This is a genomic window from Alicyclobacillus sacchari (assembly GCF_004366795.1).
In the GTDB taxonomy this organism is placed as follows: Bacteria; Bacillota; Bacilli; order Alicyclobacillales; family Alicyclobacillaceae; genus Alicyclobacillus; species Alicyclobacillus sacchari.
Map to the genome: position 1 here is coordinate 1 of NZ_SORF01000014.1, position 15,293 is coordinate 15,293.

14 protein-coding genes and 1 pseudogene are annotated in these 15,293 nt (G+C 49.9%); 13 read left to right on the forward strand and 2 right to left on the reverse strand.

Annotated elements, in window-relative coordinates:
• Positions 1-279: 279 nt before the first annotated feature.
• Together C7445_RS14905 and C7445_RS12090 are read left to right on the forward strand one after the other, a co-directional pair.
• A complete protein-coding gene (locus C7445_RS14905; RefSeq protein ID WP_279586217.1) occupies positions 280-402 on the forward strand; it encodes a hypothetical protein in 123 nt (40 codons plus the stop codon).
• Positions 403-483: 81 nt separating this feature from the next.
• Entirely contained in the window at positions 484-714 is a 231-nt protein-coding gene (locus C7445_RS12090; protein ID WP_134160661.1) for a hypothetical protein, read from the forward strand.
• A 697-nt stretch (positions 715-1,411) separates the two neighbouring features.
• Here C7445_RS12090 and C7445_RS15090 read toward each other — a convergent pair.
• Together C7445_RS15090 and C7445_RS15095 are read right to left on the reverse strand one after the other, a co-directional pair.
• Entirely contained in the window at positions 1,412-1,504 is a 93-nt protein-coding gene (locus tag C7445_RS15090) for a hypothetical protein (protein ID WP_481725902.1), read from the reverse strand.
• Positions 1,505-1,604: 100 nt separating this feature from the next.
• Positions 1,605-1,898 (reverse strand): annotated as a pseudogene (locus C7445_RS15095) (transposase); the annotation flags it as partial.
• A 260-nt stretch (positions 1,899-2,158) separates the two neighbouring features.
• Between C7445_RS15095 and C7445_RS15015 the strand changes: the two are divergent.
• From C7445_RS15015 to C7445_RS12145, 11 genes are all read left to right on the forward strand, one after another.
• The gene (locus C7445_RS15015) at positions 2,159-2,575 is read left to right on the forward strand and encodes a CBO0543 family protein (RefSeq protein ID WP_424923011.1); all 417 of its coding nucleotides are present in this window, start codon (positions 2,159-2,161) and stop codon (positions 2,573-2,575) included.
• Between the two features lie 176 nt (positions 2,576-2,751).
• The gene (locus C7445_RS12100) at positions 2,752-4,245 is read left to right on the forward strand and encodes a rhamnulokinase (RefSeq protein WP_134160663.1); all 1,494 of its coding nucleotides are present in this window, start codon (positions 2,752-2,754) and stop codon (positions 4,243-4,245) included.
• Positions 4,246-4,267: 22 nt separating this feature from the next.
• Positions 4,268-6,313 carry a bifunctional aldolase/short-chain dehydrogenase gene (locus C7445_RS12105; protein ID WP_134160665.1) on the forward strand — a complete coding sequence of 682 codons (2,046 nt, stop codon included), beginning with the start codon at positions 4,268-4,270 and terminating at the stop codon, positions 6,311-6,313.
• 20 nt (positions 6,314-6,333) lie between these two features.
• Positions 6,334-7,563, forward strand: coding sequence for an L-rhamnose isomerase (gene rhaI / locus C7445_RS12110; RefSeq protein WP_134160667.1), 1,230 nt, complete (start codon positions 6,334-6,336; stop codon positions 7,561-7,563).
• A 95-nt stretch (positions 7,564-7,658) separates the two neighbouring features.
• Complete coding sequence (locus C7445_RS12115; protein WP_208320914.1) at positions 7,659-9,011, forward strand: MFS transporter; 1,353 nt, start codon at positions 7,659-7,661, stop codon at positions 9,009-9,011.
• 31 nt (positions 9,012-9,042) lie between these two features.
• Positions 9,043-9,405: a sensory rhodopsin transducer gene (locus tag C7445_RS12120; RefSeq protein ID WP_134160669.1), complete on the forward strand. Its 363-nt coding sequence runs from the start codon at positions 9,043-9,045 to the stop codon at positions 9,403-9,405.
• 271 nt (positions 9,406-9,676) lie between these two features.
• Entirely contained in the window at positions 9,677-11,188 is a 1,512-nt protein-coding gene (locus C7445_RS12125; protein ID WP_134160671.1) for a sugar ABC transporter ATP-binding protein, read from the forward strand.
• A gap of 27 nt (positions 11,189-11,215) precedes the next feature.
• The gene (locus tag C7445_RS12130; RefSeq protein ID WP_134160673.1) at positions 11,216-12,193 is read left to right on the forward strand and encodes an ABC transporter permease; all 978 of its coding nucleotides are present in this window, start codon (positions 11,216-11,218) and stop codon (positions 12,191-12,193) included.
• A 53-nt stretch (positions 12,194-12,246) separates the two neighbouring features.
• The gene (locus tag C7445_RS12135) at positions 12,247-13,197 is read left to right on the forward strand and encodes an ABC transporter permease (RefSeq protein ID WP_243835174.1); all 951 of its coding nucleotides are present in this window, start codon (positions 12,247-12,249) and stop codon (positions 13,195-13,197) included.
• Positions 13,198-13,256: 59 nt separating this feature from the next.
• Complete coding sequence (locus C7445_RS12140; RefSeq protein ID WP_134160677.1) at positions 13,257-14,306, forward strand: autoinducer 2 ABC transporter substrate-binding protein; 1,050 nt, start codon at positions 13,257-13,259, stop codon at positions 14,304-14,306.
• Between the two features lie 173 nt (positions 14,307-14,479).
• A complete protein-coding gene (locus tag C7445_RS12145) occupies positions 14,480-15,244 on the forward strand; it encodes a DeoR/GlpR family DNA-binding transcription regulator (RefSeq protein ID WP_134160678.1) in 765 nt (254 codons plus the stop codon).
• Positions 15,245-15,293 lie beyond the last annotated feature (49 nt).

Genomic DNA, 15,293 nt, shown 5'->3' on the forward strand with positions numbered 1-15,293 from the left:
CCTGCGTCAACAAATCTTGTACGCTCATTAGTGATCCACCTTTCAGCATGGATACTCTCCCTTCTGAACCCGGCTAGGTCTGAAGAGAGATATTCAACTGAGGTGGGTCATTTTCATTCCGGCGAACCTGGGTCAATTATAGTCCGGCGTTAACAGATTTGCTCAACATTCGTTATCTGAAGATCGGGGATAAGGATGAGCTGGCTAAGGCTCTTTCGACGATAGTCAAGCGCATGGTGGAACAAAGTCAGGGCAATGGCGCGGGAGCACAATTGTTCGGTGGAGGACATCAGCTTGGTGGAGGACATCAGCTTGGTGGAGGACATCAGCTTGGTGGAGGACATCAGCTTGGTGGAGGACATCAGCTTGGTGGAGGAATATCCCGAAGAGATAGAGTGGTAGAAGAGCGGGGAAGAGCTTGGGATAATAGAAGGGACACGAAACTTGAAAAGGCAACTTTCGCGCCAGAAGGGGTGACTGCGCTTGTATGACAAAGAAGTTCCGCCGAGCATAGCCGACCTTGTTCGCTACGTTTCCTTTCTCATGCTCGCTGCTCGGATTACAGAACGTCACGTGGAACCCGAAGTGCGCCTGAAATCGCTTGAACAACTGCGTCAACCGCACGAAATCGCCGATTCTCCGTCCTGCTGCCGTCGCGTTATCAATGACCAGTCGAGGCGGGACGCCCTCGATGTGGAAGAAAATGTACGGTAACCCCTGGTAAAGGCACTCCGCGATCTCACCACGAAAGTACTGGACAAACCCTGCGTTGCTGTAACGATACGGCGAGGTACTTCGACATGCAGCGCAGCCCGTTGATGAACATGTTGCATTCTCCAAAGTCGGCCTGCGCCTCTCTGGTCAGACATTCCAGTTCAAGGAATCCGGTACGGCTCATTTGCTGGCGCTCACGGTACGCACGGACATACCGGTTTACCGTTGGGTAGGAGCAGTTAAGATCCGGATACAACTTCACCAAGCGGTCTTACACGCGCTTTCCGGCGTGTCGCTGCTTGTACCGATTCTGAGAATCCGCAAGCAGCCACGCTTCAATCGTCGCTTTGTAGGGGGCGAGCTTCGACGGCCTGTCCGCGTGTACAGGAGCTTCGGGAGAAAATTCTTTCCTGCATCATGTACCTACACACGGTTTTCGGATCGATACCTAATTTGTGTAAATCTGGTACGCTCCTTTCTGCTGCGACTGCAGCTCTTTGATCCGATGGATCTGCTCCATACTCGTCGTCATCCCTTCTCCTCCTTGTCGGACTACAAGGAGGATTGTAAGAATTGAAGTACATAAACGGGATCGACTGGATGATTTTCCAGATCCGATCAATGAATTCATGATGCCATCAGCAGGGACTTCCCGTTGATAAGACCAGGGATTTTTCGTTGACCAGAACCTCCATTTTTATTTGACCATACACAGCTTGGAACGCTCACTCTCAGGACGCCTGAGCGATGCATAATACCAGCTTCGAGACACGCCCAATATTTTGCACATCTTCTGAACCGGAAATTTGGATCTGTATCTGTGGATGAATTGGTATCTTACTTCCGTCGCTTGTGAAGATGCGCACAGCTTTTAAGATCGCATTTTCCTCTCGCAGTTCACGGATTTTCCGCTCCAGGTCCCGCAAGGCCTTCGTCTCAGGCTTGAGGTTTCCGCTACAGACGAGCGGGGTAGAGGGATCCTCCTTGTACTTCGCCATCCAGCCATACAACGTCTTTTGCGATACGCCCAGTTCCTGAGCTACCTGGCTCGCCGGCTTCCCACTCTCCAAAGCCAACTGCACTGCATGCAGTCGGCGCCCTCCACTCTCACGACATGTACAGCTTCTGCTGGGGTGTTTGGCGAGTCCATGATATAGCCATTTACCTGAGAGCACGATGCTCATTCCGCTCCGTGCTCAAAAAGATGAGAAAGTGAAGTTCGGAATTGGGTTTCCCGTGGTCTGCTGACAGCAGCCGTATCAAAAGACATCTTATCGAGCACCTGAAACGGGGAAACAGGAATATGATTGAATTGAAATGGGACATAAAGGGGACCTTGAACAATGAGCTACAACGGTATTTGGACAATCTCATAAGGCAAGGATGCTGACCGATGACCCTGCTTGTGGTCTCCCTCATAGTGTTTTACGCCGTTGCCATATTCATGCCAAAACATATCTCAGGACTTCAAATTTGGTCCGTCTCGTTGTTTTCATTGGTGACCGAATGCCTGTCCGATATGATCTTGGATCTGAAGTTAAACCTGTTCGGCTACTTTTCTCCAGGATATCAATGGTCTGGCTTCCTTCCAATATTTCTATATCCCCCGATCAATGCGGTTTTCTTGAACTACTATCCGTACAAAGCGAGGAAATGGTATAGGCTGCTCTACATTGTGGGCTGGATTGCGTTTTGTCTCGGTTACGAGATAGCCGCACTGAAGTCGAAGTTTTTTTATTATCATCACTGGAAACTGTGGTACTCCGCAATGTGCTACCCCGTTTTATTGCTCATGGTTCTTTGCAACTTCAAGTTTACACAGTGGCTCCAGCGCCGCGATCGTTCGGCTCATGGTGGATAGTAGTCGTGTCATCAGTTTGGCGTTCGATGTAAACGGCTGTGCCTGTGGTTCCCTCGCCCACAAATCACCCTGTATTCAAACATAAACAAAAACAAATACACAAAAATGTAGGTTGTTGATGTATAATCATGTTGTGATAGCACTTTCAAACCAGTGAGGCGCGAGGAGGTGATCCTATGCTGAATTTGGTTGCTGTTGATCTGGGAGCCTCCAGTGGGCGTATGATGGTTGGTCAGTATGACGGCCGCGCTTTGACACTCACCGAACATGAGCGTTTTTCCACTCTCCCCGTGACGAGCGGAAGATGGTTGCACACGAACATTCAGTTTATCTTCGAAAGAATGCTCAAGGGATTGGTACGCAGTGCCACGCACGTTGGTGTGGTATCAGCCGTCGGCATTGACAGTTGGGCGGTTGATTTCGGGCTTATCGATCGATTCGGTAGCCTGATCGACCACCCTCGTCATTACCGCGACGAGCGCCATGCGCAAGCAATGAAGGCTGTTGTGGAGCGAATTGGCATTCATCGTCTGTTTCAGGAGACGGGCATTCAAATCCTTCCGTTCAACACCCTTTTTCAACTTTACGGGATTCAAATGGAAGAACCAAACGTGTTCGATCGCGCCGCTACCCTCTTGTTGTTACCTGACTTACTGAACTATATGTTGACGGGCGAGATGCGTGCCGAATGGACGAATGCGACGACCACCCAGATGATCCGAGTCCAAACGCGCTCTTGGATGAATGACCTGCTACAAGAACTGGGATTACCCACAACGATCCTGCCAACCATCGCACAACCTGGCAGTGTCTTGTCGAGGTTGGCACCTATGCAGCGCGGTATGCATGAAAACCTATGCGATGCGAAGGTAGTGCACGTGGCTTCGCACGATACGGCTTCAGCTGTTGCAGCCGTTCCTGATCACGCTGATCCCTATCTCTATATCAGTTCGGGTACGTGGTCATTAGTCGGCACAGTCGTACAACGTCCAATTACAACTCCATTGGCGGAGCACTACAACTTCTCGAATGAGGGCGGTATCGGCAATTATCGCTTCTTGAAGAATGTTATGGGTCTCTGGCTTATTCAGGAGATTCAGCGTGAGGTGCAAGCCGGTGGTCAGGTGGCAGACATTCATACACTGCTGCAATTAGCAGAACGGGCCCGGCCGTTCCCGTTTGTCTTGGATCCTGACGATCCGCTTCTGTTACATCCCGCCTCGATGGTGCGCACGATTCATGAAATCTGTGTGCAGACAGGTCAACGGCCCCCAGCTGAACTAGGGGAACTTGTACGAGGCGTGCTAGAATCCCTGGCCTTCAAATACCGCACCGTGTTGTTAGAACTTCAAGAGGTGACGGGGTGTACCTTTTCTCGTGTGCACATCGTCGGAGGCGGATCGCAGAACCAGTTGCTGTCGCAGTTTGCTGCGAACGCGACAGGATGTCCCGTCATCACGGGCCCGGTGGAGGCGAGTGCGCTGGGGAATGTGATGTTACAGCTGGTTGCACTTGGTGAATGTAAGTCGGTCTCCGAAGCCAGAGAGGTCGTCTTGCGTTCCGTCGCCACTGCTTTGTATGTTCCGCAAAGTGCCGAGGTGTGGCAAGAGAAGTATTCTGCGTTCCAACAAGTTGTCCGCCGCCAGGCGGCTTCCAGAAAGGCTATCTAAAGAATGTAAAGGAGGACGGCAAATGCTTGCGACTCAGGATTCTACTGTTTTGCAGGAACTCGTCGATCGATCTCGCCGTTTGGCGTCGGATCGTAGCGTGTGTAACTGGGGGGGAGGCAACACGTCGGCGAAGACGACGATGAAGGATCACCTTGGGCGTGATGTACCGGTGATGTGGGTCAAAGGCAGCGGTTCCGATCTCGCCGATGCGACGGACAAAAATTTTACGGCACTGCGCCTTGAGGACATTTTGCCACTCATGGAGCGCGACGCGATGAGTGACGAGGAAATGGTCGACTATTTGACACACTGCATGATGGACAGCAAACATCCACGTTCGTCGATCGAGACCTTGTTACACGCGTTCGTCCCGTTTCCACACGTGGATCACACACACCCGGACAGCATCATTGCCATCTGTTGCTGCGACAATGGCCGAGAGATAGCGAAGGAGCTTTTCGGCGATCGCGCCGTTTGGGTGCCATATATTCGCCCTGGATTCACTCTATCGAAGTTGATCGGCGAAACTGTTCGCAACCATCCCAATTGTGAATTGGTCTTGATGGAGAAACACGGGCTCATCACATGGGGCCATACGTCCGACGAGTGTTACCAGAACACGCTGCGGATCATCCAAGAGGCGGCAGACTACATTGAACGGCACATCGATCGCGATCGCGTCTTCGGTGGCGTGCAAGTTGCGGCCTTGCCAGCGGAACAACGGCAGGCGGTCGCAGCAGAAGTTTTACCATGGGTCCGTGGTATTGTCACAGAGTTGCAAGGTGCTGTACTTACCTTCGACGACAGCGCCGACTTCTTGTCGTTTGTAGGCAGTCACGTCGCGCCAACGCTGTCGCAGATAGGTGCCGCGTGTCCGGATCACCTCGTTCATACGAAGCGCAAGCCGCTTTTCATCGACTGGAATCCCGGGATGGAGGGTGTGGATGCTCTTAAAGAAAAGTTGCGGACAGGATTGCTTTCGTACCGCGCTGAGTATTGCGCCTATTATGAACGCAATGTCGATTTCGATGTACCCATGCACGATCCGTTTCCGCGCGTCATCCTTGTTCCGGGATTGGGCGTGATTGGCACCGGCAAGAACAAGAAGATGGCGAACGTGGCGGTGGCTTTGTACCGGCGTGCGGTCGCTGTTATGCGCGGTGCGACAGCGTTGGGAAACTTTGTGTCACTCGATGAGAAAGAATCCTTCGATGTCGAGTATTGGCCACTCGAACTGTATAAGTTGACTCTTGCGCCACCAGAGAAGGAGCTCGCTCGCAAAGTTGTGTACATCACCGGCGGGGCCGGCGGTATCGGCAGCGCTTCTGCGCGGCGTATGGCAGCCGAGGGGGCGCATATTGTTGTTGCCGATCTCGCTGTAGACGCGGCGGATCGGCTAGCTCGCGAACTGAACGCACAGTTTGGCGAAGGCACTGCTGTCGGCGTGTCGCTTGATGTCACGAATGAAGCGGCCGTTCTTCGCTCATTCCGGGAAGCTGTGCTGGCATACGGCGGGATTGACATCTTCGTTTCGAATGCAGGTCTGGCCAGCTCGTCGCCCATCGTGGAAACGACGCTAGACGATTGGAACCGCAATGTCAGTGTTTTGGGAACAGGATACTTTTTGACGTCGCGTGAAGCATTCCGTTGTATGGTCGAACAGGGGCGCGGCGGCTCCATCGTCTTTGTGACATCTAAGAATGCAGTCTATGCGGGTAAGGACGCGGCGGCGTACAGCGCGGCGAAGGCGATGGAAAATCATTTGGCGCGCTGCCTCGCGGTGGAGGGCGGCGAGCACGGCATTCGTGTGAACACGGTGCTGCCGGATGCAGTGCTGCAGGGATCGAATATTTGGAATTCCGCTTGGCGCGATGAGCGCGCGAGAGCATACGGCATTGATCCGGAACAGCTTGAAGAACACTACCGCAAACGCACGATTCTACACGTGAACATCACCACCGATGACATTGCGGAAGGGATCTTATTCTTTGCTTCCAATCGATCCGCCAAGACGACCGGCTGCATGTTAACCATCGATGGCGGTGTGGCTGCTGCATTTCCACGTTGATGCGCAAAGGGGGATGTTAAATGAAAGCATGGAGTGACGAAGCTTACACCCTGTTCGAGATTCAACAGCGAGATCGGGGAATCGACGTGGACGCTGCCGTACGGCGGCTGTCCGCGCTTGCCGTGGAGACGCCTTCGTGGGGATACGGCGACTCGGGAACGCGTTTCAAGGTGTTTCAGAAAGAGGGCGTACCGCGCAATCCCTACGAAAAGATTGACGATGCGGCTGTTGTTCACCAGTTGACTGGTGCATGCCCATCGGTCGCCATTCACATTCCGTGGGATAAAGTGGATGATTACCAGTATCTGCGCGATTACGCCCTGCAGCGCGGCCTGCGCATCGGCGCTGTCAATCCAAACCTGTTCCAGGACGACGATTATATGCTCGGTAGTGCAACGAATGCGGATGCCGTTATTCGCAACAAGGCGATCCGTCATATGTTGGAGTGCGTTGACGTCATGCGTGAGGTGGGGTCCAGTGCATTAAGCCTGTGGTTTGCCGATGGCACGAATTATCCGGGGCAGGGACACATTCGTCGACGCAAGCGCTGGTTGCAGGAGGCCCTCACCGAAGTGTACGCCGCACTCGATCCTGGGATGCGTATGCTTATCGAATACAAGTTTTTTGAACCAGGTTTCTATCATACGGATCTCGCCGATTGGGGTATGGCTCTCCAAGCCGCCAACCAATTAGGGGGACAGGCGCAGGTTTTGGTGGACATCGGACACCATGCGCCGGGTACGAATGTTGAGCATATCGTTGCCTATTTGCTTGATGAGGGCAAGCTTGGCGGGTTTCATTTCAACAGCCGTAAGTATGCAGATGATGACTTGATTGTCGGTGCGATGAATCCCTATGAGCTGTTCCTGATTTTCTATCAAATTCTCGATGCCGAGCGCGATACGGATGGATTGGTGGCACGTACAGCCTATGAAATCGCATACATGATCGATCAGAGCCACGTGATCGAGCCTAAGATTCCCGCCATGATTCGCTCGGTGTGCAACATTCAAACGCAGTTTGCAAAGGCTTTGCTGATTCAACATGAGGAGTTACAGGACTTACAGGCCAAGAACGACGTGTTGGGTGCTGAACATGCTGTGCGTACCGCCTTTGAGTTTGATGTAACTCCGCTTGTGTGCCGGATGCGCGAAGAACGGGGATTGCCGATGGATCCCATGCGTGCATATTACGAGAGCGGATATGCCGAGAAGATCTGCGAGCGCGGTGTCGGAGGTAGCGGATGGTAATCCATCGCGACAATGGCCCATGTCGATCCGGGTGAAAGCGTGTACAAGAGGAGTTTGCGAAATCGTTGTCTTGCAATACAAAAGGAGGAAGCGGGTTGACGGCGAAAGCATCAGATCAATTAGAGCGTGAGGAAGTTGCGACTCGTGAGCAATGGAAATGGACAGCTGTAGCTTCCATGGCTAACTACATCGATGCCGGTTCCATTGTTGCTGGTGGTTCTGGGTTGAGTCTGTGGGCTGCCCATTTTCACATGAGCAATGGGCTCATCGGTATGCTTGGCGCGTTTAGTTCGAATGCTATTTCTGCTGGAGTTGGAGCCTTGATTGGCGGGCGTATTTGTGACGTGTACGGTCGTAAGAAGATATACGCTTGGGATTTACTTGTCTATGCATTTGGTATATTATGGATCATTTTTGCAGTAAAGATGTGGATGTTGTTTGTGGGCTACGTGCTCGTAGGCCTCGCGGTTGGGGCAGATGTCCCGGCTTCGTGGACACTGATTGCAGAGTTGGCTCCAAAGCGTTCACGTGGCAAGATGAGCGGATTTGCGCAAGTGTTATGGAACCTTGGACCTGTCATCACTCTGCTTTTGGCTTTAGCTCTATCAAATCTAGGTTTGTTAGGTATACGCCTACTGTTTCTACACCTGTTGGTCCTTGCAATGGTGACATGGGCCATGCGCCGAGGCGTTGTCGAGTCGGAGCGATGGAGGGTTGCCGTGCAACGCGAACGTGAATCAAATAAGGGTATGCAAGGGAAACGCCATGGGATACAGGAAGTGTTTGCCTCACGGGCGAATGTGGGTGCTTTCGTGTTTTGTATTCTCATGTATGGGATATGGAACCTCGTCGCTGGAACCAACGGTTTTTTCCTTCCATTTATCCTGCGCACGGTAGGATCCGAAACGCAGGCGACGAGTGTAGAATTGCAGTGTTTTAACTTTCTTCTCACGGTCTTGGCCACGATTTTTGTCTTTATGCCACTGAATGATCGAGTGAATCGCCGTGGGTTATTTGCCATTTCCTCCGTGTTCCAGGTGACTGCGTTTTTGTTATTTGTGTTCTTTCACTTAAACACGACCATTGCTTTAGCCAACATTGTCTTGTATGGAATTGCATTTGGGTTTGGCCAGCAACCATTCTTCCAGTTGTGGTCAGGAGAGCTTTTTCCAACTCGTATACGTAGCACTGCACAAGGTTTGATGTTTGCCGTGGTCCGCATTGGCTTGGGTCTCTGGAGCTTTTTCGTACCAATCCTAACTGCAGTCGGGTTTCACAAGCTAGCATTGATTCTAACTTGTATGCTCGCCGTGAGTGGGCTAATTGGCGTTACGTTTGCGCCCCATACGGAAGGAAAATCACTGGAGGAAATTGAGGCTGAACGCTTGGCAGCATCTCACGAGACCTACTTAAGGACCAATACATCAATTCACACCAGCAGTAAATGAATGTTTAGCAATCCAATAGGGGGTATCAAGAATGGCCGACATGTGCAGATGGTACATCGCTGATGGCTATTTGCCATCTTTCAGCACAGGGCAACTTGAGAGTCATGAGTCACTTTGCGTACTGAATACCACAGAGCAAGCTGCCATGTTACATTTGACAGTCTATTTTGAGGATCGAAGTCCGATAATGGGTTTTCGCTTCAATTGTCCAGCCAAGAGAACGGTGCATGTGCGTTTGGATGCTGTGGAAAATGATGATGGTGAGTCTATACCACGTGGAGTTCCCTATGCCATGGAGATTGAATCAACAGTTCCAGTTGTAGTGCAACACTCTAGGATGGATACAAGCCAGAAAGCCTTGGCATTATTTACGACCATGGGGTTTTCGCAATAATTCGTAAGGCAAGTTTCGGATTACCAATATCGGTATCTCGAAACTTGCTCTTTACGGTTTGTGCAACATAGCTTTAGTCCATACGATTGCTTCAACTAACCATCGATACTTTGCGTCGATCGAAACAAACGCTCAGAATGACTGTTTATGTCTATTTCATATGTTTTAGTTCCGTATTCGTATTTACAGTTGGTGTTTTATGTGTATAATCAATGTTGAAAGCGGATACAGCAGGCGGTGTGGTTAATTTGAGTGATCGGAGTGTGGTAGTGTGCCTGAGGTAGTGTCTGCCACTGGGCTTATGAAAAGCTTTTCGGGAGTGACTGTGGTTAAGGGCATAGACATTTCGCTAAACGCCGGAGAGGCGCACGCATTAGTTGGCGAGAATGGTGCCGGAAAGTCTACAGTTATTAAGGTGCTGTCGGGTGTACATCAACCGGACTCTGGGGTCATCAAGTTTGATGGAAGAGAGGTTACCATTGCCAATCCAGCACATGCGCATCAGCTAGGAATTTTTACCGTCCATCAGGAACCTGCTCTTATGCCTGAATTGAGTGTTGCCGAAAACGTATTTATGGGGTTTCACCCACATCGTCATATAGGTCCAATTCGTTGGGTTAGGATGTCCGAGATGAACGCTAGATGCGAAGCTGTGTTTCAAAGACTTGGAATCCAGATGGATGTTCGAGAAAGTGCCGCAAGATTAACTATCGCAGAGCAACAGATGGTTGAGATTGCCAAATCACTAATCCATGATGTGAAAGTTCTCATTTTAGATGAACCAACAGCTACATTATCGCTACATGAAACGCAAACTCTATTTTCGATTGTTAAACGCTTAATGAGCCAAGGGACAGCAGTTCTTTTTGTATCGCATCGATTGCATGAGGTCTTTGAACTGTGTTCTCGTGTGACTGTTATGAGAGATGGGCAGATGGTAGCACAAAGATTAACATCGGAGCTGACAGACGAACAGTTGGTAAACTTAATGGTTGGCCGGAAAGTGGATCTCTCGTTATCCAGACCGTATATACGACAAGCATCATCCCCTTTATTGAAAGTTCGTAGTTTTAACAAACCACCTTATTTTCAGGATGTTAACTTCGAGATTTTTTCAGGTGAAATAGTTGGACTTGCGGGACTAATTGGTGCTGGAAGAACAAACGTGGCTGAAGCACTTTTCGGCATAGCGCCGGCGGATAGCGGAGAGGTGTATCTAGAAGGGCAAAGTCTGACCATTCGAAACGTGCAGAGCGCGATTGACCATGGCATTGTGTACGTTCCAGAGGATCGACATAAGCACGGGGTTGCGCTGTCGATGTCTATTCATCGAAACATAACACTGCCTAGTTTGCCCCGTACGTCTAAGTGGGGAATTTCTAGATTTGAAGACGAGAGTAATTTGGCGCGTCAACTCAAGGAGAGTCTTCGCATTAAGGCGAGTTCAACAGAGCAGACGGTTTCTGAACTATCAGGAGGGAATCAGCAAAAGGTCGTATTTGGTAAGTGGTTGGCACGCAAGCCGAAACTGATGATTTTAGATGAGCCAACTCGAGGTGTAGACGTCGGAGCCAAAGGCGAGATATATCGTGTCATACGTGAACTCGCGAACGATGGAGTGGCGGTCCTTGTCATATCTTCGGATCTGCCTGAAATCCTAACACTCGCAAATCGTATTTTGGTTATGCGCGAAGGGAGACTAGCAGGTTGTCTGAGTCGCGATGAAGCATCGGAGCAGAGTATTATGCGCTACGCTACGGGCGTTTCCTTGGTGTCACCGTAAACGACGAAGGACTGTGGGGTGAATCGGGTGAGGACTATTCATCAAAGTTGGCAAAGAGTATTGAGAAGGCGTGAAGCTACGTTGGTGGGCTTCATGACTGTAATGCTACTAGTACTTATGATAACAAGTCCTAGTTTTCTCGCACCGAGTAATCTTATTAATGTCTTGTTAAATACTGTAACCATAGGGATACTTGCTTTGGGTGAATGCGCTGTCATCATAACCAAGGGAATCGATTTATCTGTAGGTTCAACAATGGGGCTGGTCACGTTGGCCGTAGGAACCCTCATTTTGTCAGGAATACCCGTATGGGTGAGTCTTGCCATAGGGCTGGCTCTAGGGCTATTGGCAGGTTGTGTGAATGGCATCATGGTAAGTCTTGTAAAGCTACCTCCAATTATCGTTACCCTAGGAACATTGAGTGTATATTCAGGACTTATGTATACGGTGACAAACGGACAGTGGATTCAAAATCTCCCTAGCTCGTTGTCTTCGATCGGTAACTTTAAGATTTGGTTTCTGCCTGGGCCAGTATTCATTCTGTTGATGTGTTTGGTTTTTATGTCAATGTTTCTGCAACGGACAATTACGGGCCGTTACGTGTATGCAGTAGGGAATAATGTAACGGCAGCACGATTGGCAGGGGTTCAGGAGAGAAGAATTATTTTTATTCCATACGCAATCACGGGCGTTTTGGCAGCAATTGCAGGAATTCTCTACCTTGCATACAACGGATTTGCGACTCCAACTACAGGTTCTGATCTCAACTTGGAAGCCATCGCTGCTGCTGTGATTGGTGGTACCAACGTATTTGGTGGTAAAGGTACGGCGCTCGGAGCTGTCTTAGGTGCCATTTTATTGGGCATTATCTCAGAGGCTCTGGTCTTTTTCCACTTACCAGCCGTGTGGAATGAGGCGGCAGAAGGATTCATCATTCTAGTTGCAGTCATCTCGGACTCAGCGGTTACCAAGCGCGCGGCTCCAAAGGGAAGGGTGGTTTCATGAAACGTAGAGGATCTCTGTGGTCGGCCACAGTATTTGGAGTCTTCCTGGTGGAGATGATAGTGTTTTCGGCTGTAGCTCCTGGTTTTCTTAACTTCGAAAACTTGATGTCATCGACTAACAACTTTATGGCGGTTGGTGTCATGGCTCTGAGCATGACGTTCGTCATCATTACTGGAGGGATTGATCTTTCAGTCGGCTCTATGATGAGTTTGTGTGGAGTATCGATGGGACTGTTCTGGCAACATGGTCTCAATATTTGGATAGCAGCTATTCTAGCATTGGTGCTTGGCGCCCTGTTGGGGTTTATCAATGGACAAATCATTGTTCGAACAGGTATACAACCGCTAATCGCAACTTTAGCGACATTATTTATTTACGGTTCGTTGGCAATGGTTCTTGCGGGTCAAGGGGATGGGTCTATTTACGGTTTCCCTCAGAGTTACTTGTTCTTAGGCACGGGCAGTCTATTCAGGATCATGCCGGTTCAGTTGCTTGTCTTTAGTTTCCTGGCATTGGTGTTTGGATTCGTTCTTCAGCGAACGAATTACGGTAGGCGTGTCTATTTTATAGGGAACAATGAAGCCGCAGCGCTTTATAGTGGTGTGCGTGTACAGCATGTGAAGACATACACGTATGTGATCTCCGGTTGCATGTCTGGCGTGGCTGCCGTATTAATGGGATCCTACTTCGCTTCTGTTCGCGGTGACATGGGTCTCAATTACGAGCTCACCGTAATCACTGCCTGCCTGGTCGGGGGAGTGAATGTCTTTGGTGGCTCCGGCACCATTTTCGGCGTCGTTGTAGGTGCTTTTATCCTTGGCATGCTGCAACAAGGACTAAATATGTTGAATGTTTCTTCCGTAGAACAATCCATTGTTACCGGACTAATTCTGATTGCAGCCGTCGGTATACAGCAGATGAGTGGACTATTCTCCCGCCGAACCCGTCGCATTAAAAAAGATCGCATGAGCGACTTAGGCTTGGTGAGCACTGGGCGGGAGTAGTCATAGATGGACGCCTGTGAAGGCGTCTACAGAATTGAAGTGAGAAAAGGGGAATATTCATGAGAGACGTGAAGAAGATCGGAGCCGGATTGCTCAGTGCGGTGGCTATTTCTATGGCCGTCGCAGGGTGCGGCTCACCATCTCAGTTGACGCAGTCAACGAAGGCAGGCCAGATAGGCAATGCCAGCACAACACAAAAGCAGATCAAGGTAGCTCTGATACCAAAGGAAATTGGCATACCCTACTTTACCGGTGCCGATCAGGGTGCTCAGTTGGTGGCAAATAGACTGCATATCAGTCTCACGTACAATGGACCTACGACTGCTAGTGCCTCCGACCAAGTGTCTATGATTAATAGTTACGTTGCACAGGGTTATAATGTTATCGCAGTTTCTGCGAACGATCCTACTTCTCTAGCTCCGGCATTGAAAGCTGCGATGCAGCGAGGGGTCAAAGTCATCACGTGGGATTCCGATGTAATTCCTTCGGCACGTCAGTACTTCGTGGATCAAGCCACCGCTGAAGGGATTGGGTCTACGTTGGTTGAAATTACTGCAAATCACTTTAAAGGACAAAAGAATGTGCAAGTCGGTATACTCTCGTCTACCCCGACTAACCCGAATCAGAACTCATGGATTGCGGTGATGAAAAAGGTCATTGCGAGTAAATACCCGAATCTGCACATTGTGACGATCCAGTACGACCAGGAACAGCCTGATGTTGGCCTGACAGCTGCCGAAAATATGATAAAGGCCTATCCTAACATGAAGGCCATTATTTCTCCGGACTCGGTTGGAGTTCCGGCAGCTGCCGAGGCTGTAGAGAAATTAGGATTGAAGGGTAAAATTTATGTAACTGGATTGGCGGATCCGATTCAGATGAAGCAGTATGTTAACGACGGCACGGTTCAACAATTTGTGCTGTGGAATGTTCCTGAATTGGGTGAACTTACGATGTACGTTGCACGTGCTCTCGCTGACGGGACGATGCCGACCTCAGGCGAATTTAAAGCTGGTGGTCTAGGAACCTTTAAGGTTCAAGATCATACGGTATTGCTCGGAAATCCAACTGTCTTTACTAAGGCGTCGACTGATAAAGCAAACTACTGATTGTTACGAGGAACCTGGTATGCTCTTGTTTGTACAGATAGATCTGCAGAGTATGGGCGGTTTGCCTGACCTCGATTCACAAGTCTAAGATAGTATGTAAAACAGAAGTTGTGAGCAAGGAGAGAACTGGATAAACTCCCTCCTTGCTCACATGAGGAAGTGAATCGTACAAAATGTTACCGGCGGAGCGTCATCGGGCGATCTTACAATACCTAAACACACGTGGCAGCATTCGCGTTAAAGAATTGAGTCAACTATTCGATGTTACAGAGGAGACTGTTCGGCGGGATCTTCATATGCTCGAAGAAGAAGGCAAGCTTCGAAGAAGTCACGGCGGAGCCGTTAAAATTGATGAAGAAACGCCGAGCGAGACGTCCTATCTGATTCGCGAATCTGAGCATGTACCTGAGAAAGAAATGATCGCGAGACTTGCTGTCAGATACATCGAGCCCGGAGATCGTGTGATTTTGGATGCAAGTACTACGGCGCTGCATCTTGCCAGCATCATTCCGGATATGCCGTTGACCGTTTTAACAAACTCGGTGAAAATTGCCTTGGAGATGTCCGGGAAGGACAAAGTTGAGGTGATATCTACCGGGGGAATTTTACGCTCGAGTTCTTTGTCTTATGTTGGTCCCATGGCTGAGGATTCGCTATCCAAGTTTCATGTCAACAAAGCGTTTCTGTCGTGTAAGGGAATACACACTCAGCATGGCTTCACGGAGTCAAACGCGTTGCAGGCGCTCGTCAAGCGCAAAATGATAGATATTGCCGATACCGTCGTTGTGCTGGCGGATCACAGCAAGATCCAGGTGCAGGACTTTACACATGTTGCAGATTTACGGGAGATTGACTGGTTGATTACGGACGGTGATACGAGCGAAGTGGCTGTTGCTGCATTTGAACAGCTTGGCGTGAAGGTCGTCCGGGCCCTGTGAACGTCGGTGTTTGGTGCGGTTACATGTATGCAGTTATGTACGCATCTTC